Annotated in this window: 19 protein-coding genes, 1 tRNA gene and 1 other RNA gene; 13 read left to right on the top strand and 8 right to left on the bottom strand. The window is 74.0% G+C overall.

Going from position 1 to position 19564, the window contains the following annotated elements; translation table 11 throughout:
- The first annotated feature begins 7 nt into the window (after positions 1-7).
- The 3 genes from AYX06_RS07715 (at position 8) to tgt (ending at position 3326) form a co-directional block, all read left to right on the top strand.
- Positions 8-1276, top strand: a complete 1269-nt coding sequence (locus AYX06_RS07715) for a glycoside hydrolase family 76 protein (protein ID WP_084271506.1) — start codon at positions 8-10, stop codon at positions 1274-1276.
- 98 nt (positions 1277-1374) lie between these two features.
- Positions 1375-1917 carry an NUDIX hydrolase family protein gene (locus AYX06_RS07720; RefSeq protein WP_047804138.1) on the top strand — a complete coding sequence of 181 codons (543 nt, stop codon included), beginning with the start codon at positions 1375-1377 and terminating at the stop codon, positions 1915-1917.
- A 95-nt stretch (positions 1918-2012) separates the two neighbouring features.
- Entirely contained in the window at positions 2013-3326 is a 1314-nt protein-coding gene (gene tgt / locus AYX06_RS07725; RefSeq protein ID WP_062735274.1) for a tRNA guanosine(34) transglycosylase Tgt, read from the top strand.
- Between the two features lie 89 nt (positions 3327-3415).
- On the opposite strand, the gene AYX06_RS07730 is transcribed toward tgt, so the two are convergent.
- The 3 genes from AYX06_RS07730 to AYX06_RS07740 form a co-directional block, all read right to left on the bottom strand.
- Positions 3416-3862, bottom strand: a complete 447-nt coding sequence (locus AYX06_RS07730; protein ID WP_062735275.1) for a universal stress protein — start codon at positions 3860-3862, stop codon at positions 3416-3418.
- A 109-nt stretch (positions 3863-3971) separates the two neighbouring features.
- Positions 3972-4460 (bottom strand): universal stress protein, encoded by a 489-nt coding sequence (locus AYX06_RS07735; RefSeq protein ID WP_062735276.1) that lies wholly within the window; start codon positions 4458-4460, stop codon positions 3972-3974.
- Positions 4461-4543: 83 nt separating this feature from the next.
- Positions 4544-4969, bottom strand: a complete 426-nt coding sequence (locus AYX06_RS07740) for an Lrp/AsnC family transcriptional regulator (RefSeq protein ID WP_047804142.1) — start codon at positions 4967-4969, stop codon at positions 4544-4546.
- A 127-nt stretch (positions 4970-5096) separates the two neighbouring features.
- Here AYX06_RS07740 and AYX06_RS07745 point away from each other — a divergent pair, with 127 nt between their 5' ends.
- Positions 5097-5285 carry a hypothetical protein gene (locus AYX06_RS07745; RefSeq protein ID WP_062735277.1) on the top strand — a complete coding sequence of 63 codons (189 nt, stop codon included), beginning with the start codon at positions 5097-5099 and terminating at the stop codon, positions 5283-5285.
- A gap of 156 nt (positions 5286-5441) precedes the next feature.
- A complete protein-coding gene (locus AYX06_RS07750; RefSeq protein ID WP_084271507.1) occupies positions 5442-7025 on the top strand; it encodes an alanine/glycine:cation symporter family protein in 1584 nt (527 codons plus the stop codon).
- A 126-nt stretch (positions 7026-7151) separates the two neighbouring features.
- Here the strand turns inward: AYX06_RS07750 and AYX06_RS07755 are convergent, their stop codons facing one another.
- A complete protein-coding gene (locus AYX06_RS07755; protein ID WP_147017383.1) occupies positions 7152-7898 on the bottom strand; it encodes a TVP38/TMEM64 family protein in 747 nt (248 codons plus the stop codon).
- A gap of 60 nt (positions 7899-7958) precedes the next feature.
- Between AYX06_RS07755 and AYX06_RS07760 the strand changes: the two genes are divergently transcribed.
- Together AYX06_RS07760 and AYX06_RS07765 are read left to right on the top strand one after the other, a co-directional pair.
- Complete coding sequence (locus tag AYX06_RS07760) at positions 7959-8432, top strand: SRPBCC family protein (RefSeq protein WP_062735280.1); 474 nt, start codon at positions 7959-7961, stop codon at positions 8430-8432.
- 175 nt (positions 8433-8607) lie between these two features.
- A complete protein-coding gene (locus AYX06_RS07765; protein ID WP_062735281.1) occupies positions 8608-9426 on the top strand; it encodes an MBL fold metallo-hydrolase in 819 nt (272 codons plus the stop codon).
- A 34-nt stretch (positions 9427-9460) separates the two neighbouring features.
- Here AYX06_RS07765 and AYX06_RS07770 read toward each other — a convergent pair whose 3' ends face one another.
- Positions 9461-10174 (bottom strand): queuosine precursor transporter, encoded by a 714-nt coding sequence (locus AYX06_RS07770; RefSeq protein ID WP_062735282.1) that lies wholly within the window; start codon positions 10172-10174, stop codon positions 9461-9463.
- A gap of 240 nt (positions 10175-10414) precedes the next feature.
- Between AYX06_RS07770 and AYX06_RS07775 the strand changes: the two genes are divergently transcribed.
- Together AYX06_RS07775 and AYX06_RS07780 are read left to right on the top strand one after the other, a co-directional pair.
- Positions 10415-11269 carry a hydroxymethylpyrimidine/phosphomethylpyrimidine kinase gene (locus AYX06_RS07775; protein WP_062735283.1) on the top strand — a complete coding sequence of 285 codons (855 nt, stop codon included), beginning with the start codon at positions 10415-10417 and terminating at the stop codon, positions 11267-11269.
- A 255-nt stretch (positions 11270-11524) separates the two neighbouring features.
- Positions 11525-12193: a TetR/AcrR family transcriptional regulator gene (locus AYX06_RS07780; RefSeq protein ID WP_062735284.1), complete on the top strand. Its 669-nt coding sequence runs from the start codon at positions 11525-11527 to the stop codon at positions 12191-12193.
- On the opposite strand, the gene AYX06_RS07785 is transcribed toward AYX06_RS07780, so the two are convergent.
- Together AYX06_RS07785 and AYX06_RS07790 are read right to left on the bottom strand one after the other, a co-directional pair.
- The gene (locus tag AYX06_RS07785) at positions 12177-12527 is read right to left on the bottom strand and encodes a type II toxin-antitoxin system VapB family antitoxin (RefSeq protein ID WP_062735285.1); all 351 of its coding nucleotides are present in this window, start codon (positions 12525-12527) and stop codon (positions 12177-12179) included. The two genes, AYX06_RS07780 and AYX06_RS07785, sit on opposite strands and share 17 nt — an antisense overlap.
- A gap of 80 nt (positions 12528-12607) precedes the next feature.
- A complete protein-coding gene (locus tag AYX06_RS07790; protein WP_062735286.1) occupies positions 12608-13969 on the bottom strand; it encodes a hypothetical protein in 1362 nt (453 codons plus the stop codon).
- Positions 13970-14151: 182 nt separating this feature from the next.
- Between AYX06_RS07790 and AYX06_RS07795 the strand changes: the two genes are divergently transcribed.
- A complete protein-coding gene (locus AYX06_RS07795; RefSeq protein ID WP_062735287.1) occupies positions 14152-14868 on the top strand; it encodes a hypothetical protein in 717 nt (238 codons plus the stop codon).
- Positions 14869-14990: 122 nt separating this feature from the next.
- Here AYX06_RS07795 and AYX06_RS07800 read toward each other — a convergent pair.
- Positions 14991-15075 (bottom strand) — tRNA-Ser (locus tag AYX06_RS07800).
- A 132-nt stretch (positions 15076-15207) separates the two neighbouring features.
- Here AYX06_RS07800 and ffs point away from each other — a divergent pair.
- From ffs to recR, 3 genes are all read left to right on the top strand, one after another.
- An RNA gene (gene ffs / locus AYX06_RS07805) (signal recognition particle sRNA small type) lies at positions 15208-15304 on the top strand.
- Between the two features lie 76 nt (positions 15305-15380).
- Positions 15381-18779, top strand: coding sequence for a DNA polymerase III subunit gamma and tau (locus tag AYX06_RS07810; RefSeq protein ID WP_062735288.1), 3399 nt, complete (start codon positions 15381-15383; stop codon positions 18777-18779).
- Positions 18780-18908: 129 nt separating this feature from the next.
- Positions 18909-19505, top strand: a complete 597-nt coding sequence (recR, locus tag AYX06_RS07815) for a recombination mediator RecR (protein ID WP_062735289.1) — start codon at positions 18909-18911, stop codon at positions 19503-19505.
- The last annotated feature ends 59 nt before the right edge of the window (positions 19506-19564 follow it).

Below are 19564 nucleotides of genomic sequence, written 5' to 3' on the forward strand. Positions count from 1 at the left end.
AGCCGCCATGCCCAGCCCCGCCGGCGCGAGTCCCGCGCCCCACCCGCTCTCCTCCGCGTCGACCGCCGGCCCGGTCGCCGGCCCGGCCACCGACCGGACCGCCAGCGCCCCGGAGCGCGCCGACACCGCGGCGCGGTCGGTCCGTGAGCTCTTCGCCGGGCGCGCCCTGGGCGTGCCGGGCACCCTGCTGGGCGCACCGGGGCACCCGCGGCCCCGGTCCCGCACGGCCCCGTGGCACTACTGGTGGCAGGCCCACCTGCTCGACGCCCTGGTGGACGCCGCGCTGCGGCACCGGGACGAGCCCGCCCGCGCGGAGGGGATCCGCCGGGAGGCGCACCGGCTGCTGCGCGGGATCACCCTGCGCAGCGGTGGACGGGTCACCCAGAACTCCTACTACGACGACATGGCCTGGCTGCTGCTGGCCGTGGGCCGGCTCGCCGCGCTGGACCGCGAGCTCACCGGGCGGGCGGACGTGGCGTGCCTGGACGCGGGCCGGGCCCTGCTCGCCCGGATCGAGCGGGGGCACACGGCGGACCTGGGCGGCGGGGTCTTCTGGAACACCCGTCACGACGTGAAGAACACCGCGTCCTCAGCCCCTGCGGCCCTGGCCTTCGTGCGCACGCACCGCACCGACCAGGCCCGCGCGGTGCTGGGCTGGCTGCAGGAGAACCTGTGGGACCCCGGGCGGAAGGTCTTCCACGACGGGCTGGTCCTGGTCGCCGCCGGATCCGGCAGCGAGGTCACGCGGCGGGACGAGCGGCTGTTCAGCTACAACTCCGGGCCCGTGCTCGGGGCGCTGCTCGAGCTCGCGGACGCCCCCGGCACGGGCGCGGACGACCGGGCGCGCCTGCTGGGCACGGCGGCCGACGTGGTGGCGGGCGCCGCGGAGGCCTACGGCCGGACGGTGCCGGGGCGGCGGGTCCTCACCACGCACGGCGGCGGGGACGGCGGGCTGTTCAGCGGGATCCTGGCCCGCTACCTCGCCCAGGCGGCCCTGCACCCGGACCTGGCCGAGCCCGCGCGGCGCGCCGCGGCCGAGCTGGTGACGGGCACCGCCGACGCCCTGTGGGCCGGCCGGCGCGAGGCCGACCCCGCCACGGTCCCCGGGCGCGGGGGCGCGCCGTCGGCCCGGACGGGCGGGGCGGTGGCGATCTTCTCCCCCGACCCGGCGCGGCCCGCCGAGCAGGCGCAGCGCCCCGGCGCCCCGGTGGAGCTGTCCACCCAGGTCCAGGCGTGGACGGTGCTGGAGGCCGCCGCCCGGCTGGAGCGCCCGTGAGCGGGGACGGGGGCCGGCGGCTCCGCTGAGCGCTGAACCGGCGTCCCGGGTCGGGGAGGATCGTGGCCGCGCCAGGGGTCATGGGATAGAACAGCAGTATGAACTTCCTCCGCACCCCCGATCCGAACCCCGGTTGGCTCAACGAGGACGACCTGCAGGAAGCACGGCGCCGTCTGCCGATGGTGTACGTGCAGGCGCTGCCGGTCCGGCTCGACCCGCTGGGCTACCTCTCCGAGATCGGGCTGCTGCTGCAGGCCACCCCCGAGGGGGAGATGATGTACACCTTCGTCTCCGGCCGGGTGCTGTACCGGGAGACCATCCGGGCGGCCCTGCTGCGCCACCTCGAGAAGGACCTGGGCACCATGGCCTTTCCGCAGCTGCCGGTGTCCACGACCCCGTTCGCGGTGGCCGAGTTCTTCCCCTCCCCCTCCGAGACCGGGCTGACCGACGACCGTCAGCACGCCGTGGCGCTGAGCTACATCGTGCCCGTGCGCGGCGAGTGCAGCCCCCGCCAGGACGCCCTGCAGCTGTCCTGGATGAGCCCCGAGGAGGCGCTCAGCCCCGAGGTGCAGGCGGAGTTCGCCGGGGGCCGGGGAGACCTCGTGCGCCAGGCCGTCGCGCACGCGGGCTGGGGCCGCTGAGGCCCCGCTCCTCCACGGTGCAGGGCGGGCGGCCGCCCCGTCCGGGCGGGGCCCGTGGAATCGCACGCGGACGGGCCGTGGCGCACAATGGACCGGTGCCCACACCAGCTCCCTCCTCCCCCTCCGCCCCTCCCTCCTCCGCCGGACGCGCAGCCTTCGGCTTCGAGGTCGAGCACCGGCTCGAGGAGACGACCCGGGCCACCGGATCGCGCGTGGCCGCCGACGGCGGCCCGTTCCTGGGCCGCACCGGCACGATCAGCACCCCGCACGGGCAGATCCGGACCCCCGCGTTCGTGCCCGTCGGCACCGCCGCCACGGTCAAGGCGGTGCTGCCGGAGTCCATGGCGGAGCTCGGCGCCCAGGCCCTGCTCGCCAACGCCTACCACCTCTACCTCCAGCCCGGGGCAGAGGTGCTCGACGCGGCGGGCGGGCTCGGCGCGTTCATGAACTGGGACGGGCCCACCTTCACGGACTCCGGGGGGTTCCAGGTCATGTCCCTGGGCTCGGGCTTCAAGAAGGTCATCGACATGTCCACGGCCGCGTCCTCGGCGGCGGGCGACGACGACGTCGTGACCGGCAAGGAGCGCATGGCCCGCGTCGACGACGACGGGGTCACGTTCACCTCCCACATCAACGGCGACGTGCACCGCTTCACCCCGGAGATCTCGATGCAGGTCCAGCACCGGCTGGGGGCGGACATCATGTTCGCGTTCGACGAGCTGACCACGCTGCACAACTCCCGGGGCTACCAGGAGACGTCCCTCGAGCGGACCCGGCGGTGGGCCCGGCGCTGCGTGGCCGAGCACGCCCGGCTCACCGAGGAGCGCGCCGACAGGCCGTACCAGGCGCTGTTCGGGGTGATCCAGGGCGCCCAGTACGAGGACCTGCGCCGGAAGGCGTGCCGGGACCTCGGAGCGATGGACTTCGACGGCTTCGGGATCGGCGGGGCGCTGGAGAAGGAGAACCTCGGCACGATCGTGCGCTGGTGCAGCGAGGAGCTGCCAGAGGACCGGCCGCGGCACCTGCTGGGGATCTCCGAGCCGGACGACATCTTCACCGCCCTGGAGAACGGCGTGGACACCTTCGACTGCGTCTCGCCCACCCGGGTGGCCCGCACGGGGGCCGTGTACGGCCCGGACGGCCGCTTCACCGTGAGCAACGCCCGCTTCCGCACGGACTTCTCCCCCGTCCAGGAGGGCTGCGACTGCTACACGTGCACGCACTACACCCGGGCGTACCTGCACCACCTGTTCAAGGCCAAGGAGCGGCTCTCCGCGACGCTCGCCTCGATCCACAACGAGCGGTTCGTCGTGCGCATGGTCGACGGCGCACGGCAGGCGATGGCCGACGGCACCTACGTCGAGTACCGGGACGAGGTCCTGGGCCGGTACTACGCGCACCGGGGCTGAGCGCCCCGCGCCCCGGCGTCCGCCCAACGGGGCTCCGCGGCCGGGCCCGCTGCGCGCCGGGCCGCGCACCACACGCTGTCCGACTCTGGCTAGCTCGTCGTCGCGGCGCCGTCCTCGTGGATCACGAGCACGGGGCAGGAGGCGTGGGAGACGCACGCGGCGCTGACCGAGCCCAGCAGCAGGCCCCGGAACCCGCCGTGGCCCCGCCGCCCCACCACGAGCATCGAGGCGTCCTCGCTCTCGCGCACCAGCACCTTCGACGGGTGGCCGAACTCCACGGTGGTGGTCAGTCCCTCCGGGACGTCCTCGCCGAAGGCCTGATGGATCGCCTTGTCCACCCGCTTCCGGGTGACCTCGTCGAAGTTGTCGCTGCCGAGGGGTACGTAGCCGGCGTACTCGGGCGGGTAGTCCCAGGCGCCGACCACCTTGATGGACGCGCCGAGAGCCGGGGCGATCCGGGCCGCCCAGCGCAGCGCCTCCACGGACTGCTCGGATCCGTCGACCCCGACGACGACGGCTGAAGTTCCCTGTTCCATGCCCAATCCTTTGCTCTCGCGATCACGATGGTGCGCTCAGTATCACAGAGGGCAGGTGCGGACGGGCGAAGATGCGGGACCATGACCGTCCCGCCGGCCGGGCACGGGCTCAGTCCGCGCGCTCGGTCTCCTCGACGCGCTCCGTGCGCTGCTCCGTGCGCTCCTCGGTGCGCCCGGGCAGCACCAGGACCGGGCACCGGGCGTGCGCGACGCAGGCCGAGCTGACCGAGCCCATCAGCAGCCCCCGGAAGCCGCCGTGCCCCCGGCGGCCCACCACGAGCATCGCGGCGTCCTCGCTGTGCCGGATCAGCACCTTGGGCGGGTGGCCGAACTCCACGACCGTGCTCAGCCCGGCCGGCAGGTCGGCCCCGAAGGCCTTCTGCACCGCCTCGTCCACGTGCTTCCGGGCGAGCTCGTCGAAGTGGTCGTCCTTGAAGTGGACGAACCCGACGTACTCGGGGGGATTCTCCCAGGCCCCCACCGCCCGGATCCGCGCCCCGTACACGGGTGCGAGGCGCGCCGCCCAGCGCAACGCCTCCACGGACTGCTCGGACCCGTCGACGCCCACCACGATCACGGCGTCCGGTTCGTCGGCCATGCTGCCCCCTCCGCTGCTGCGCCGGCCGCCCTGCCGTGCCGGCCGTGCTGGGCCTCCAGTATCCCAGAGCCCCGCCGCCGCGGTCAGAGATGCGACAGGATGACGGAGCTGCGCGTGTGGTTGATGCCCTTCCACTCCCGGATCCGCACCATGACGTCCTCCAGGTGCGAGGTGTTCTGCGCCCGGATGAGGAAGATGCCGTCGGCCTCCCCCGTCACCGTGTAGGCGTCCGTCACCTCGGGGATCTCCGCCGCCATGGTCCGCATCATCGACGGGGACAGCCCGCCGTCGCAGTGCAGCTCCACGAAGGCCTCGATGTTCCAGCCCAGGACCGACTGGTCGATCTCCGCGGTGAAGCGCTTGACGGCCCCCGTCTGCTGCAGGGCGTCGACCCGCCGCTTCACCGCCGGGGCGGACAGACCCACCCGTTTGCCGATGGCGGCGTAGCTCCGGCGGCTGTCCTGGATCAGTGACGCAATGATCTGCTGGTCGATCTCGTCAAGACGCAACGAATAGTTCCTCCATCAGGCTGTATCGGGCTGGATGGTTCAATATGTCCCCGTTAGACTTTAGATGTCAACTGCGACGACTGTGTCGCAGGTCTCCTTCGCTCCGTACAGAAAGCTGGATGCTCCCGTGGCTCTCCTCCTCGTCTTCGGCCTCCCCGCCGTCCTCTTCACCGCGATCGGCCGCGCCGCCGCCCCGGCCCGCTCCACCTCGCTCGGCGAGACCGTCCGTCACGCGGGCAGCGACCTCGCCCGCGGCCTGCGGGTGTGCGCCATGACCTCCCCGCAGCACCTCCGCAGCGCCTCCGCCACCCGCTGAGCCGCCTCCGCCGGTGACGGTGCGCCCGCGCCGTCACCGGGATCCCACCCCCTGCACTCCGCCGCGCGGAGCCGTTTCTACCGGTGCGTCAAGTATTTACATCGGGGGACACGTGTTTCTGTTGCCAACGGACGGTCCAGGGGGTGTAGTTAGTGGATGGAGATTCTTCAGGCGGTACCCATGTCCACGGTGACGGAGGAAGTCGGCTGGCTGGCCGAGATCGACCGCGCAATCAATGCGGCGTTCGCTCCCATCACCGAAGTCTTCTCGACCATCGTCTTCTACCCCATCACGATCGGGGAGATCAGCTTTCCTTTCGTGGTCGCGTGGCTCATCGCGGCCGGCGTCATCTTCACCATCTACTTCGGGTTCATCCAGTTCCGCGGGCTCAAGGTCTCCTGGGACGTGGTGCGGGGCAAGTTCTCCTCGAAGGACGACCCCGGTGAGGTCCCCCACTTCCAGGCGCTGACCTCCGCGCTGTCCGGCACCGTGGGACTGGGCAACATCGCCGGCGTCGGCGCGGCGATGGCCCTCGGCGGACCCGGCGCCACCTTCTGGATGATCTGCGCCGGCCTGCTCGGCATGGCCACCAAGTTCGCCGAGTGCACCCTGGGCGTGAAGTACCGCGAGGTCCACGAGGACGGCACCGTCAGCGGCGGGCCCTTCCGGTACCTGCTCGTGGCCTACGGCAGGTTCGGCAGCGTCGTCGCCAAGATCTTCACCGGAATCTTCGCCATCGCGATCCTCCTCTTCGGCGCGGCCGGCGGCAACATGTTCCAGGCCAACCAGACCTTCGCCCAGGTGCAGAACGTCACCGGCGGCCCCGACGGCTTCCTCGGCAGCGCCGGCGCGGCCCTGATCTTCGGCATCATCCTGGCGGTCCTCGTCGGCCTGGTCATCATCGGCGGCATCAAGTCCATCGGTGCGACCACCAGCCGGCTGGTGCCGGCCATGGCCGCCGTCTACATCACCGCCTGCCTCGTGGTCATCCTCGCCAATCTCCCCAACGTCCCGGCGGCCTTCGGCGCCATCATCGACGGTGCCTTCTCCCCCGAGGGCATGGCCGGCGGCGTTCTGGGCGTCATGATCGTGGGCTTCCAGCGCGCGGCCTTCTCCAACGAGGCCGGCCTCGGCTCGGCCCCCATCGCGCACTCGGCCGTGAAGACCCGCCGCCCGGTGAGCGAGGGCTTCGTGGCGATGTTCGAGCCCTTCGTGGACACCGTGATCATCTGCACCATGACCGCCCTGGCGATCATCATCGCCGGCGCCCCGAGCCTGCAGGCCGGCATCGACCAGGTGCAGGCTGGGGGAGGCGCTCCCGACGGCGTCATCCTCACCTCGGACGCGTTCGCCACAGTGATCCCCTGGTTCCCGGTCGTCCTGGCCATCGCAGTGGTCCTGTTCGCGTTCTCGACGCTGATCACCTGGTTCTACTACGGTCTCAAGGCCTGGGAGTTCCTCTTCGGCCGCAGCCGGCTCAGCGACAACATCTTCCGCGGCATCTACCTGTTCTTCACGATCGCCGGGTGCGTGCTGACCTTCAGCGAGGTCATCGCGTTCGCGGACGCGGCCCTGTTCGTCTGCGGCTTCGTGAACCTCCTGGGCGTCTACATGCTGCTGCCCGTGATCAAGCGCGAGATGAAGGAGTACCTGGCCGACCGCAAGAGCGGCAAGCTCCACCTGCTCGGCGCGGAGGCGAGCGGCTCCACCGCCGTCCACCCGGAGTCCTCCCAGCACTGACCCGGTCCGGGACCGCCTCGGGCCTGCCCACACTCGCGGACACGACCGCCGAACGACGTCGTCCGGCCCTCCTCAGGAGGGCCGGACGACGTCGTTCACGGCACCCGCCGCGGCATCGGGGCGGGATCAGGCCGGACCGCCGGCCCCCGCCTGGTCCGCGGCGTCGCCGGGCTCGGCCGTGCCGCCGGGCTGCGCGTCGTGCCGGGACCGGCGCCAGGAGAACACCCCGACCACCACCACGAGCGCCCAGGAGGCGGCGACGGCGGCCAGCGCCGGCCACGACGGCCGGGAGGTGAAGGCCCCCAGGGCGGCGAAGCTGATCTGCCCCGGCATCCCGCCCAGCAGGGTCGCCGCCAGGTAGTCCCGCTGCGGGATGCGGACGAGCCCCGACCCGTAGCTGAGGGTCCAGTTCGGCAGGACCGGGCGCAGGACGAGCACCGTGAGGAAGCCCTTGCCGTCGAGCTTGCGCTCCACGGTCCCCATCCGGGGACCCGCGAGGCGGTACAGGGCGTCGCGGCCGAGGAAGCGGGCGAGCCAGTACCCGAGCCAGGCCCCGGCCGTGGTGGCCACCACGCCCACCACGCTGCCCTGGGCCATCCCGAAGAGGAACCCCCCGGACACCGCCATGATCGTCACCGGCACGGGCGTGGCCGCCACGAGCATGAACACCACCGCGAACACGAGCGGGCCCCAGGCCCCGAAGCCCTCGACGAACCCGCGGATCTGCTCCACCGTGGGCAGCTCGTGGCTGATGAGGTACCACACCGCCGCGGCCAGCAGCAGCAGCAGGACGCCGGCCTTGAGCACGGTCACCCAGACCGGACGGGAACCGCCCTTCCCCGCCTCCGGGTCCCGCGCAGGTTCGGTGCTCACGAGCGCCACTGTACCGACCGCCGTTCCCGGGACCGAGACCGCCCGGGGACAATGGACGGCATGGACATCACCGATCTGGACCCCGCAGAGGTCCTCTCCGTCTCCCACGACCTGCCCCACCCGCCGGCGGCGGTCTTCGCGGCGTTCACCGACCCGGACCGGCTCGCCGCGTGGTTCGGCCCGGAGGGCTGGAGCGTGCCCCGGGAGTCGGTGCTGCTCGAGGTCCGGCCCGGCGGACGGCAGCGCTTCCGCATGGTCAGCGACGCCGACCCCGCCCAGGTCGCCCCGGTGCACGCCACCTATCTGCGGGTCGAGCAGGACGCGCTGCTCGAGGGCCGCGAGGCGCTGCCCGGCCCGGACGGCCGGCCGCTGGACCAGCACGTGCTGGTGCGCACGGAGTTCCTCGCCACCGGGGACGGGGGCACCCTGCTCGTGCTCACGCAGGGGCCGTTGCCCGCCGTGGTGCACGCGGGCGCGGCGGCCGGGTGGCGCAGCTCCTTCGCCAAGCTCGAGGCGCTGCTCGACCGGGGGTGAGCCGCGCCGCCGGACCCGCCGCATCCGGAGGGCCCCGCCCCGCCGGCGACCACCGCACACCCCCTCACGCCACTGCGTCGCTCGCCCGCACCGGTCGCCCTCCCCCCGGCCGGCCTCCCCCAGCCGCTCGCCCCCAGACCCGCACCCCACCAGCCGCCCGACACAGGAGCACCGCATGACCGAGGACACCGGCATCCGCACCACCACCCTCACCCGGCGGCAGACCGCCCCCAACCCGGGCCCGATGACCCTGGAGGGCACCAATTCGTGGGTGATCGGGGCGCCGGGACAGGAGGACGTCGTCGTCGTGGACCCCGGACCGGCCGACCGCGGGCACCTCGCCGTGCTGGCCGCGGCCGGACGCACGGTCCTCACGCTCGTCACCCACCGGCACGCGGACCACACGGAGGGCGTCGCGGACTTCCACGCCCTCACCGGAGCACCCGTGCGCGCCTTCCGGCCCGAGTTCTGCCGGGACGCGCCCCCGCTGGCCGACCGCGAGACCATCGAGGCCGCCGGGTGCCGGATCCGGGTCCTGCACACCCCGGGGCACACCTCCGACTCCGTGAGCTTCCACCTGCCCGAGGACACCCCGGCCGGCACGCCGGGGCCCGGCCGGTCCGCCGCGCCGGCCGCGGGCCCGGGGTCGGTGCTCACCGGGGACACGGTCCTGGGGCGCGGGACCACGATGCTCGACCACCCGGACGGGAGCCTCGGCGACTACCTGCGCTCCCTGCAGCGCCTGGCGGTGCTGGGCGGCGCCCTCGTGCTGCCCGCGCACGGGGACGTGCGCGAGGACGCCGAGGCGGTGTGCGAGGAGCTGCTCGAGCACCGGATGGAGCGCCTGGCCGAGGTGCGTGAGGCCCTGCGGGACCTCGGCCGCGGCGCCAGCCTCGAGGCGATCACCGCACGCATCTACGCCGACGTCCCCGCGCACGTGCTGCCGGCCGCCCGGAGCTCGGTGGGGGCGCAGCTGGCCTACCTCGGCTTCTGAGCCGCCGGAGCGGCAGCGCCCGGGCCGGTCGCGCTCAGCGAACGGCCACGGCGTCCCCCGCCGGGGACACGGCTGTCCCGTAGGTCGGCTCGCGCCGCTTGAGCCAGCCGATCGCCGCGTAGGTCAGGGGCATGACGAGGACCTCGACCAGCACCTTGTAGGCGTAGCCGACGACCACGTAGTTCAGGAAGTCCGGGAGCGTGCTGATCCCGATGATCGGCGCCGCCACCGTGCAGAAGACGACGGTGTCCACGAGCTCGCCGACCAGGGTCGAGCCGATGAGCCGGGCCCACAGGTGGCGCTCCCGCGTGCGGGCCTTGATCCGCACCATGACGAAGGCGTTGAGCAGCTGCCCCGCGAGGTAGCCCAGCAGGGAGCCCGCCACGATGAGCGGAACGGGGCCCAGGACGGACTCGAAGGCCTCCTGGCCCTCGTAGAACGCGGCCGGGGGCAGGGCGATGACGAGCCAGAACACCACCGAGGAGAACAGGCCCGCCGCGAAGGACGTGACGATGGCCCGCCGGGCGGCACGGAAGCCGTAGACCTCCGCGACGACGTCGCCCAGCACGTACGCGAGCGGGAACAGGAAGAAGCCCCCGTCGGTGAGGACGGGGCCGAAGGCGACCCCCTTGGTCGCGGCGACGTTGGAGAGCACGAGGACCACGCAGTAGGCCGCCACGATCAGGTCGAAGTACGTGCGCGGACGGTGGGCGAAGCCGGCGGGAGCAGGGCCTGCGGAGGAGGACACGGTGGGTCACCAATCTGTCGGACCGCGGCACCGGCCCGGGAGGAGCCGGGCCGGTGCCGCGGTCTGTGCGGTCTGCAGAACGGGTGCGGGACGCCCGGCTGCCACCCGGGAGCCCTCCTCCCGCCGCCGCGGAACCCCGAGCGGGGACGTCGTGGCGGCCGGAGGCCGTCCGACAGTCTAGCGCCGGGACCCGGCCGCGCGGTTGGCCGGGGACGCGGCGCGGGGCGCACAATGGCTCCCATGACCGACACCACGACCGCACCCGTCCCCGACGCCGCGAGCACCGCCCAGCCTCCCGTGGCCCTGACCATCGCCGGCTCCGAGGCCACCGGCGGCGCCGGCGCCCAGGCGGACCTCAAGACCTTCCAGGAGCTCGGCGTCTTCGGCTCGCTCGCGCTGACCTGCATCGTCTCCTTCGACCCGAACGCGGACTGGGGCCACCGCCTGTTCCCCGTTCCCCAGGACGTGCTGCGGGAGCAGCTGGAGGCGATCACGGCGGCCCACGCGCTGGACGCCGTCAAGATCGGCATGCTCGGCAGCCCGGAGACCATCGCGACGACCGCCGAGGCGCTGACCGCCCTGCGGCCGGAGCACCTCGTCCTGGACCCGGTGCTGATCTGCAAGGGCCAGGAGCCCGGGGCCGCCCTGGACACCGACGAGGCGCTCAAGGCGAGGATCCTGCCGCTGGCCACGTTCGTGACCCCCAACCACTTCGAGGCGCTCTCCCTGTCCGGGATGGAGGAGATCAGCACCGTCGACCACCTCGAGGAGGCCGCCCGGCGGATCCACGAGACCTCGGGGGCCGTGGTGCTCGCGAAGGGCGGGGTGCGCCTGGCCGGCCCCGACGCCGTGGACGTCTTCTACGACGGGACGACCCTCGAGATCCTGTCCGACCCCAAGGTCGGCGAGGTCCCCGTGGCCGGCGCCGGCTGCACCCTCGCGGCCGCCGTCGCCGCCGAGCTCGCCAAGGGCGCTGCCCCGCTCGAGGCCGCCCGCACCGCCAAGGCCTTCGTCTCCGCCGGCATCCGGCAGCGTCTGAGCTCGCGTGCGCCCTTCGACTCCCTCTGGCAGGGCGGTTCGGCCGCCGAGCAGTGACCCTGCCCGCCCGAGCGCGTCCCACCGCACCGAGCCGTGGCCGGCGACGAGCTCCGTCGCCGGCCACGGTGCGCGTCGCGGCTTCGCCGGTGGTCGTCCCTCGGGCCCGGACCGACGGTTTCCTGGACGTTTCCCCAGACGTTCGTGCGGAGAGAGCCGAAACGGGGCGAACGGTGGTGTCATAGTCAGACATACCGTCACCAAGGATCATTGAAGTGTGCATACTTTGATGACATGCAGAGATAAGGTGTCATCATGCCTCGTATTTCAGCGGCCACCAACGCCGCGCAGCGCGAGAACACCAAGCGAGCGATCCTCGACTCCTTCGGCCAGCTGCTGTACCAGCAGGGCCTGACCGGGCTGACGATGACCCACGTGGCCAGGAACGCCGGGGTGGGCCGCACCGCCGTCTACAACTACTTCGCCGACATGGGCGAGCTGCTCGTGGCCTACGCCCTGGACGAGACCGAGCGCTTCATGACCGACCTCCGCCGGGACCTGGAGGGCGTCGCCAACCCGGTCGACCGGCTCGCCGTCTACATCCGGGCGCAGATCGAGGACCTCGCCCGTCGGCACCTGCCCCCGGGGCCGACCATGCGCACGGTCCTGTCCCCCGAGGACTACCAGAAGCTGGGCGAGCACGTGGGTGAGCTGCAGGGGCTGCTGGCCGCGATCCTGCGGGACGCGATCGACCAGGGCTACCTGCCCGAGGGGGACATCCCGGAGCTCGCCTCGCTCGTCCACGGCTCGCTGACCACCGCCGCGGACCGGGGCCAGAACTCCGACCAGGACCGCGCGGCGCGGGAGCGGCACATCCGTTCGACGGTCCGCTTCATCCAGCAGGGTCTGGGCGCGCAGTTCGACGCCGACGGCCGCCCCGTGCGGCTGACTCCGGAGAGGCCCCCGCTCAGCGCGGCGTCCTGACCTCCTGCGCCCTGCGCACCGCCCGCGGGCCGCTCCCGGGCCCGAGCTCCAGCACGCGGGCGTGCAGCACGGTGCGGTGGTGCAGGGCGGTGCGCAGCGCCCGGTGCAGCCCGTCCTCGAGGTAGAGCAGCCCGTCCCAGCGGACCACGTGCGGGAAGAGGTCGCCGTAGAACGTGGAGTCCGCGTCGAGCAGCGTCGCCAGGTCCAGGGTCGTCTTCGTGGTGATCAACTGGTCCAGGCGCACCTGACGAGGTGCGATGTCGGACCAGTCCGAGGGCGAGACGAGGCCGTGATCCGGGTACGGGCGCGAGTCGCCCACGGCCTTGAAGATCATGCGTTCATTCTAGGGGCGCTCCCGGGCCGGCGTGCGAGGGCCGCGCGGGCCGGCCCGGGGGCGCCCCGCGCGGCCCCGGGTCAGGCGCGGACCACGCGCACGGCCCGGGTGGACGAGTTCCACTCGATCCGGCCGCCGGTGAAGTTCTGCGCCATCCCGGTCGACGTGCGGTACTCGTCGGAGGTCGGATAGCCCAGGCCCCGCTCGTGGCCGAGAGCCGCCCACCGCTTGCCGATGGCCCCGTACTCCTTGACCGCCCGTGCTCCCGTCGCGGAGGACCACACGAGCTTGGTGCGCTTCCCGGCGGCGTCGAACAGCTGGTACGCGCCGCCGTCGGCCGTGCGCGCCTCGTCGGAGGACGGCACCCCGTAGCCGGCGGCGAAGCCCGCGGCCTCGAACTTGCGGCCGATGGCCCCGCCGTAGTCGACCGTCCGGGCGCCGGTGGCCCCGGACCAGTAGATGGCCTTCTCGCGGCCGCCCGCGCCCAGGAATCGCTGGTACACGGAGGAGTGCGCGGAGGCGTGCTCGGCGCTGACCGGGGTGCCCCAGGAGGTCCCGCCCAGGGCCCGCCACCGGGTCCCGATGGCGCCCTTGAGCTCGAAGCCGTTGAGCTCGCTCGTCCCCGGGACGGAGGGCCCGGCGGTGCCGATGGTCGAGTAGAGGCGGTCGACGTCGTCGCCGACCAGGCCCGGCAGGTTGTAGTTGGTGTGGTGCAGCCCGGGCAGCACCACCCGGTCGGCCTTGGCGAAGCCGGCCGACCGGTACGCGTCCGCGCCCTTCCCGGCGGCCTCCAGGGCCGACCAGGTGGAGGGCTGGGTGGCGCCGTAGCCGTCCAGGGAGCCGACGTACCAGGTCGGGTCGGTCGCCTTGAGCGCGGCGTCGGGGGCGGTCTCGAGGCCGCGGGAGTACACCCCGCCGCCGCCGATCAGCGTGGCCCCGCCGCCGCGGATCCAGCCCGCGCGGTCGGAGAGCACCTCGGTGGAGATGAACTCCGCGCCACCGGAGTAGCCGGCCAGGTGGATGCGGGTGGGGTCGATGCGCTGCTCGGCGACGACCTTGCCGGCCAGGGCCCGGAACCAGTCCCCGGCCGCTTCGCTGTTGACGGTCCAGGACCGGTTCGCCGGGGCGACGGGGACGACGAGGACCATGTTCTTCGCGGCGGCGCGGGCGGCCATGGTCCGGAGCATGGTCGTGGTCGGACGCTGCGCGTAGTACTGGCCGTCGCCGTCGAAGTAGAAGACGGCGCCCACGGCCCGGGAGCGGTCGATACCGGCGTCGTAGAGGTGGTACTGGGAGGAGATCCCGGCGGCGGTGTAGGTGGTGTTGGTCGTCGAGGCATGGGCCGGCGCCGCCGTGGCGGCCACCGTCCCGGTCATCAGCACGCCGGCCAGGACGGCGGCGGGCAGGGTGGAGGAGGGCAGGCGGAACGAAGGCAGCTTCAAGGGAACCTCTTGGGGGGAGAGGGGTGGGGGGACGTGCACAGCCGGGGGGACAGCTGCTGGTGCGGCGGAACAGCCCGTCCCGCCACACCAGCAGGCTATTGCATGTGCGAACTCCAGGGGCGGAACGACGTAAAATGACGAGCGCCCGTTCCGCGCCCGCATCCCCTTGTAAGGTTCGCCCCATGCCCGTTCGGACCCTCGCCCTGGCCGCTCTGATCCTGCTCGCCCCCGCCCCCGCCGTGGCTTCGCCCGATGCCGCGCAGGCTCCCGCGCCGGCCGTCGGATCCCCCACCGGCGCGCCGGCCGGGGACGGCTCCCTCGACGCACCGGCGGAGCCGGCCGAGCCGGCCGAGCCGACCGAGCCGGCCCCGGCCGGCCCGGTGGAGACCCCGGCTGCCGATCCCGCGGTCGGCGCTCCGTCGGACTCCGGGGCGGCACCGGGCCCGGACGAGGAGCCCGTCCCCGAGCGGTCGGCGGCGCCCGACGCCGGCCCGGCCGCGGACTCCGCCCCCTCCGGCACGGAGGACGGCCCGGCCGCGGACCGGGCGACCGGCACCCAGACCGGCACCGGGACCGGCACGGAGGACGACGCCGGGACGACGCGCCCGGCACCGGCCGCCGCCCGGTCGGGAACGTCCCGCTCCCCCGGGGCCACGGCGGTGGAGCCCTCGGCGCAGGACACGGACGCCCGCTCGCTCGAGGCCCAGGGGCTGCCCGGAGCGCAGCAGGTGGTCCCGGGCACGGTCACCCGGGTGCCCCTGGGCAGTCTCACCCGGGTTCCGGCACAGGAGACGGGGACCGCCCCCGGGCTGCCGGTGGCCCTGGGCGGTCTGGGGATCGTGGCGGCCGGTGCCGCAGCCCTGGCCGTCCGCCGCTCGAGGGCCCGCCGCAGGGCCTGAGCGCCCGGCTCCTGCGGCACGCGAGGCCCTCGGGGCTCGCCCGGGCGGCCGCGGACCTCTGCGGCGCGGAACGCAAAAGAGCCCCTGACCGGAAGGGTGTCCCGGTCAGGGGCTCTGCAGTGCGGAGGATGGGGGATTTGAACCCCCGAGGGCGTGAACCCAACACGCGTTCCAGGCGTGCGCCATAGGCCGCTAGGCGAATCCTCCAGGCACGCACGCCCCGGCGACCTCGCGGTGCCGGAACATGCGGAATCCAGCATAGCCCAACCCCCGGGCAATGCCGAATCGTCGGCGGCGCCGCCCGGTTTCGACCTGCCCGCGGCATCGGCTAGACTCGGTGCCAGCCCCTCGCGTGGCGTCATCCTGTTGAACTCCCCCAGGGCCGGAAGGCAGCAAGGGTAAACGGGCTCTGGCGGGTGCGCGAGGGGTCTTTTCGTCCCCTCGGGGCGGCCCGGCTCCCCAGCCCCGGGGCCCCGCCCCGCCTGTCGGAATCCGTCGCTAAGGTGGCTCCTGTGACTACCGCTCTGTACCGCCGCTACCGCCCGGAGACCTTCGAGGACGTCATCGGCCAGGAGCACGTGACCGAGCCGCTGATGACGGCGCTGCGCAAGGACAGGGTCAGCCACGCATACCTCTTCTCCGGGCCCCGCGGATGCGGCAAGACCACCTCCGCCCGCATCCTGGCCCGTTGCCTCAACTGCGCCGAGGGCCCCACGCCCACGCCCTGCGGCCGCTGCGAGAGCTGCCGCGACCTGGCCCGGGACGGAGCCGGCTCCCTCGACGTGATCGAGATGGACGCCGCCAGCCACGGCGGCGTGGACCACGCCCGCGACCTGCGCGAGCGCGCCACGTTCGCGCCCGTGCGGGACCGGTTCAAGATCTTCATCATCGACGAGGCGCACATGGTCACGCGCGAGGGCTTCAACGCGCTGCTCAAGATCGTCGAGGAGCCCCCGGAGCACATCAAGTTCATCTTCGCGACCACCGAGCCCAGCAAGGTGCTCACGACCATCCGGTCCCGCACCCACCACTACCCCTTCCGCCTGGTCCCCACCGAGCCGCTGATGCACTACCTCGAGCAGCTGTGCGCCGAGGAGCACGTGGAGGTGGCCCCGGGGGTGCTCTCCCTGGTGGTCCGGGCCGGCGGCGGATCGGTCCGCGACACCCTCTCCGTGCTGGACCAGCTCATGGCGGGCTCCGACGAGCGCGGCATCGGCTACGACCTCGCCGTGGCCCTGCTGGGCTACACCCACGGCGCCCTGCTCGACGACGTGGTCGACGCCTTCGCGTCCGGGGACGCCGCCACGGTGTTCCGCGCGGTGGACCGGGTGATCCAGACCGGTCAGGACCCGCGCCGGTTCGTGGAGGACCTGCTCGAGCGCTTCCGCGACCTCATCATCGTCAACGCGGTCCCGGAGTCGGCGGGCAACATCCTGCACGGGATGCCCCAGGACCAGATCGCGCGGCTGCGCAACCAGGCGTCCCAGCTCGGGGCCTCGGAGCTCTCCCGGGCGGCGGACATCACCAACACCGCCCTCACGGAGATGACCGGCGCCACCTCGCCCCAGCTGCATCTCGAGCTGCTCTGCGCGCGCATCCTGCTGCCTTCCTCGGAGGACACCACCCGCGGCGTCACGGCGCGCGTGGACCGGCTGGAACGGCGGCTGAGCATCGGCCGCGGCACCGCCTCCGCCGCCGGGCACGAGGAGCCGGCGGCCGCCTCCCCGCGGCCCTCCGCGGCCGCGGCGCCAGCCACCGCCGAGCCTGCGGCCGCACGGGCGGACGCCGAGAGCACCACGGCACCGGACGGCGCCGCGCCGTCCGCGCCGGAGCGGCCCGCCCCGGCGCGGACGGCCGCCGCGGCCGAACCGAGCGCGGCCGAACGGAGCGCGGCGGAGCCGGACGCAGGCGGCCACACCCGTCCGGCCGCACCCCGGGGCCCGGAGACCGGTCCGCGGCCCGAGGACCGGCAGCCCCCGGCGGCGGCGCACCAGGAGGACACCCGTGCGGCCGCGCCGGCGGAGCCCGGGGCCGGCGAGGGGACCCCGCTCGCGCCGGGCGGCAGCGAGATCGAGCTGCTGCGCGCCTCCTGGCCGGAGATCGTCAACGCCCTCGCGGACATCCGCCGGGTCGCGTGGTTCACCGTCCAGCGCGGCACGCCGCAGTCCTTCGACGGCAAGGTGCTGCGCATCATGTTCGACGCCGAGGGCGACCTCATGAACTTCCCGCGCTTCGAGGACGACCTGCGCCAGGCCGTGCAACAGGTCCTCGGCATCGACTGCCGCGCGGAGGCCGTCCCCCCGGGCGGCGGGCACGGCCGGGGCGGCGGGGGAAGCGCCCCGCGCGGCCCGGAGCCGGCGCCGCGCCCGTCCGGGCAGCGGGGCGAGCTCCGCACCGAGGCGCAGCGCCCCGCCTCGCCCCCGTCACCGACCGCCCCGACCGCCCGCGGCGGCGCGGACCGGCGCCCCACCGGGTCCGCGGGCCCGGGCCGGGCGGCGGAGCAGCGACCGCCCATGTCCCGGGACGCGGAGGCTCCTCGGAGCAGCACCGCGGGGCCCGGCGCCGCGTCCGGCACCGGCTCCCCCGGGGGACCGCCGTCCCCGGACGGGCCCCGGGGCGGGCAGGACGCGTGGCACGCGCACGGCCGGCCCGCCACGGACGCGCCCGCGGAGTGGACGGATCCCGGGTGGGCCGAAGAACCCGTGCACAGCTGGTCCGTGGCCGCCATCCCGCAGAGCGGCGCGCCCGGGACCTCGCCCGCCGCCACGGTCCCGGCCGCCCCGTCGGCAGGGAACGGGACCTCGACAGGGAACGGGACCTCGACAGGGAACGGGACCTCGACAGGGAACGGGACCTCGACAGGAACCGGAACCTCGACAGGGAACGGGACCTCGACAGGGAACGGGACCTCGACAGGGAACGGGACCTCGACAGGGAACGGGACCTCGACAGGGAACGGGACCTCGACAGGGAACGGGACCTCGACAGGGAACGGGACCTCGACAGGGAACGGGACCTCGACAGGGAACGGGACCTCGACAGGGAACGGGACCTCGACAGGAACCGGAACCTCGACAGGGAACGGGACCTCGACAACGACAGGGACCGGGACCGGGTCACCGGCTGCTCCCCCGGCGGAGCACCGTGCCGAGTCCCCCGCCGAGCACCCGGGGAACTCCCGGACGCCGGACGCCCCCGGGGGCTCCCCGTCCGCCACCGAACCGGCCCGGGGACCGGGACGGGCTGCCGGACCCGTCGGCGCCGCGCCCACCGCGGACCCCGCCTCCCCGCCGCGCCGGGAGCCCGGTCCCGCCCAGGGCGGCCCCGGCGGCGGAGCCGGCCGCGGCCGTCCGGCCGGTGGCGGCACGCCTCGGGGCCGGGACCACGCGCCGTTCGACGACGTCCCGCCGCCGGAGGAACCGCCCCACCCCGACGAGCCCCCGTACCCGGACGAGCCCCCGTACCCGGAGGATCTCGACGAGGCGCCCCCGGAGCAGTGGCGGCCCGCGCAGCAGCAGCGCACCGAACGGCCAGCACCGGCCCGGGACGTCCCGGTGCGGGAGAGCCCCGCCGCGGCCGGCGCCCCGCCCCGGACCTGGGAGACGGCTCGTCGCAGCACACCCGCCGACGCCACCCCGCGCACCGCCCCGCGGGACGGCCCCGCGGAGGCCGAGCGGCGGGAACGGCTGAGCTTCCGGGAGCGCCACGCCGCGGCGATCGCCGCCGGGCGCCGGACCCCGGACCCGAGCGCGGCGGCGGAGCGGGACGGCGGCGTAGAATGGGACGATTCCTTCGTCCCCAGTTCGGACGACGAGGCGCTCGAGGACTCCACCCTCTACGGCCGTGCGGCGATCGAGCGCATCCTCGGCGGCATGCTGATCGAGGAGCGGGACCTCCACGCCGGGGAGTGAGGCCCGGTGGCCGGACCGTCGCGTCCAGGACCGGGACCGGGGCGCTGACCGCCCCGCACGGACCCCGGGGAACGCCGTGGCCCCGAACGAGCAGGAGGGCCGCGGACCGGCCCGGAAATCGAGGAGAACGTGTACGAAGGCGCTGTTCAGGATCTGATCGACGAGCTGGGACGGCTGCCCGGCGTCGGGCCCAAGTCCGCGCAGCGGATCGCGTTCCACCTCCTCGACGCCGACAAGGACGACGTGCGCCGGCTGGCCGAGGCCATGACGGCGGTCAAGGACAAGGTGAAGTTCTGCCGGATCTGCGGCAACGTCTCCGAGCTGGACGAGTGCGCCATCTGCCGCGACGCCCGCCGGGACGGCAGCGTCATCTGCGTGGTCGAGGAGTCCAAGGACGTCATGGCCATCGAGCGCACGCGCAGCTTCCGCGGCCGGTACCACGTGCTCGGCGGGGCCATCAGCCCCATCCAGGGCATCGGCCCGGACCAGCTGCGGATCCGGGAGCTCATGACCCGGCTCTCCGACGACACCGTGCAGGAGGTCGTGCTCGCCACCGACCCGAACCTGGAGGGCGAGGCCACCGCCACGTACCTCTCCCGGATGCTCAAGACCCTCGGGGTGCGCGTCACCCGCCTGGCCTCCGGGCTGCCCGTGGGCGGTGACCTCGAGTACGCCGACGAGGTCACCCTGGGGCGGGCCTTCGAGGGCCGCACGGTCGTCGCCTGACCGACTCGCGTAGGATGTCCTGGTGCCCTGCCGTGGGGAGCGGGCGCACGGCCCGGTGC

The organism is Kocuria turfanensis (assembly GCF_001580365.1).
Lineage (GTDB): Bacteria > Actinomycetota > Actinomycetes > Actinomycetales > Micrococcaceae > Kocuria > Kocuria turfanensis.